Annotated in this window: 2 protein-coding genes; one reads left to right on the forward strand and one right to left on the reverse strand. The window is 44.5% G+C overall.

Annotated features, from left to right (window positions below; all coding sequences use genetic code 11):
- Positions 1-590: 590 nt before the first annotated feature.
- The gene (locus FCL47_RS25780) at positions 591-848 is read right to left on the reverse strand and encodes a Tn3 family transposase (protein ID WP_136816267.1); all 258 of its coding nucleotides are present in this window, start codon (positions 846-848) and stop codon (positions 591-593) included.
- 251 nt (positions 849-1,099) lie between these two features.
- Here FCL47_RS25780 and FCL47_RS24040 point away from each other — a divergent pair, with 251 nt between their 5' ends.
- Positions 1,100-2,152, forward strand: coding sequence for a CaiB/BaiF CoA-transferase family protein (locus FCL47_RS24040; RefSeq protein ID WP_255580845.1), 1,053 nt, complete (start codon positions 1,100-1,102; stop codon positions 2,150-2,152).
- Positions 2,153-2,273: the final 121 nt, after the last annotated feature.

Genomic DNA, 2,273 nt, shown 5'->3' on the forward strand with positions numbered 1-2,273 from the left:
CCGGAAGTACTCTGGTGCAGATGCAGAAAAATCTCAGCAAGCTCACCCAGCACACTCCGATAGATATCATCACGATCAGAAGCAAAATAGCCGGATCAATTTCTGCTGCGGGAAAATATGTAGCCTAGCCCGAATTTCTGGGGAACATTTTGATCTCAACTGGTAACGCATTGATTTGTAATGTGACGTATCACTCATCTTGATCTCAGTTGATTGTACAAAATGTTCACCAAAGGCCAGCAGATATGATCCCATCTTCAGCGTCGCTGACCCGGCAAACATAGCCAGCTATCGAAGTCTTCGCTTATCTGCTTTCAGGGTCGCTTGTCGAATATGTAATCATCTTTACTGGTGATAAATACGGACTTGATTTCTAGGGGAGCAACTCTGGTCGTCTGTCATCTATCGATCCCTCTGCCGTCCTATAAGCAGGAAGATCGCGTGCAGGCTGGACCAGAGTTTGCCTGTTGATGGTGCTGCATCATCTGTAACCGCTGTTATGTATGGATTTAATCGTCGCACAAACTCAGGTTTACCCTCATAGCCTTTCATTGACCATCTAATTGATTACTTTTGTCAGGTCCACCACATTATCCAACAGGACAATGTTGCCCATCAAATGATATCCAACCACAAACGGCATGCAAAGATTCTATTTTTGTAGTGGCAGCCCCGATTTCTTTGCGCATTGACTTGTTGTTGCAGTACTCCAATAAAAAAATAGTCCGAACAACCCAGCCTAATTTTCGAAACGCTAACCCATAATTAACACTCCGATACTCTTTCAGAGTCGCCTTTGAGAAATATTCCTGATCAATAGGAATTTTCTTTTTTTGCTTTAATATCAAATAATTAAAAAGTTAAGCTTCTTGGGTCACCCAAATTTTTTCCTTGACTTCCGTGTAGCTACAATATAACTATTAGCTATAATGTGGCTATAATGCATTCACTTTGTAGTCGTTTGAGCCTCTGGATTTTGAAACCGGAAACTTCAAAGAAGCACTCTTACATCAAGGAGAGGATACACATGGAAAGATGGCAAAATGTTAATCGCGTTCCGGCACCAGCTATAATCCCCACCTACGGACCTCTTTCGGGAATGAGGGTCTTGTTGACTGGCAGTATCGTTGCTGCACCGTTTGCTGCAAGTTTACTCGCAGAATACGGTGCAGAAGTCATTCATGTTGAACGACCGAAGGTGGGAGACCCCTATCGCAACCAAGCCCCAATTATCATGGCAGGTGACAGTGAAGAGAAGCCCTTCGTATTAGCCGGTCCGGAGGTTCCTGCCAGCCAGAAAGTCAGTACAGGTTGGATTCAGGAAGGCAGAAACAAGCTGAGCCTGACCCTGGAAGTAAATATGAAAATTCCAGAGGCCAGAGAGATCTTCCTGAGCTTGATCAAAAATTGCGACGTTTGGATGGAAAACATGGTCTGGACGGAAAAACTTGGAATTACCGATGCTATGTTGTTTGAGGTCAATCCTAAATTGGTCATCGCCCATGTCAGCGGTTTTGGCAGACCACAGTTCGGCGGGGTACCGGAGGAATGTGATCGTCCATCCTACGATCCAGTAGGCCAGGCGGAAGGCGGTTATATGTTTATTAATGGTTTTCCTGAGCCGAGTCCACCTTCCCATGCGACTTCGTTTATCAACGACTATCTGACTGCCTCATTCTGTGTAAACGCAATTCTCATGGCGCTTCGGCATGCAGAAAAAACCGGTGAAGGTCAAGCTGTTGATGTTGCTCAAATAGAAACAATGAGTAAGATTCTCAATGATTCCTTTGTAAATTACTTTCAGCTTGGCACGGTCAAACAACGTGCCGGAAACAAAGTACCCATTTTCCAACCAGGGAATCTGTACAAAACTAAAGATGGGTACCTCTATCTTGGTGCTTTTGGACCTGCAGTATATAACCGTGCGTTAAATGCCATGGGAATAGATACTGAGAAGTTTCCATATACATTGGCCGGCTGTTCAACAGAGGCAATAAACTCCGAGATTGGCATTCAACTCAATGCAGAAATCGAACATTGGATGGTATCCAGAACTTCCAAGGAAGGGCAAGAACAGTTAAAAAAGAAGAAAGTTCCCTGTGCTATCCCGCAAACCATTGCTGATCTGGCAGCCAGTGAGCACTACTGTTAGCGGCGGCGTGATAATGCATAAAAGTGGCGTTTTGAAAATGTTGATTTTCGATCGTTGTTTTCCACCGCCTCAAAAGCATGTCTGAGACGGCGGAATGAGTTTGGAGCTTAGATTTCCACCT

Source organism: Desulfopila sp. IMCC35006, from assembly GCF_005116645.1.
Classification (GTDB): domain Bacteria; phylum Desulfobacterota; class Desulfobulbia; order Desulfobulbales; family Desulfocapsaceae; genus Desulforhopalus_A.

Bases quoted from the DNA above. Each gene is read 5' to 3' on its own strand.
- FCL47_RS24040 (WP_255580845.1), top strand. From the start codon at position 1,100: ATGAGGGTCTTGTTGACTGGCAGTATCGTTGCTGCACCGTTTGCTGCA.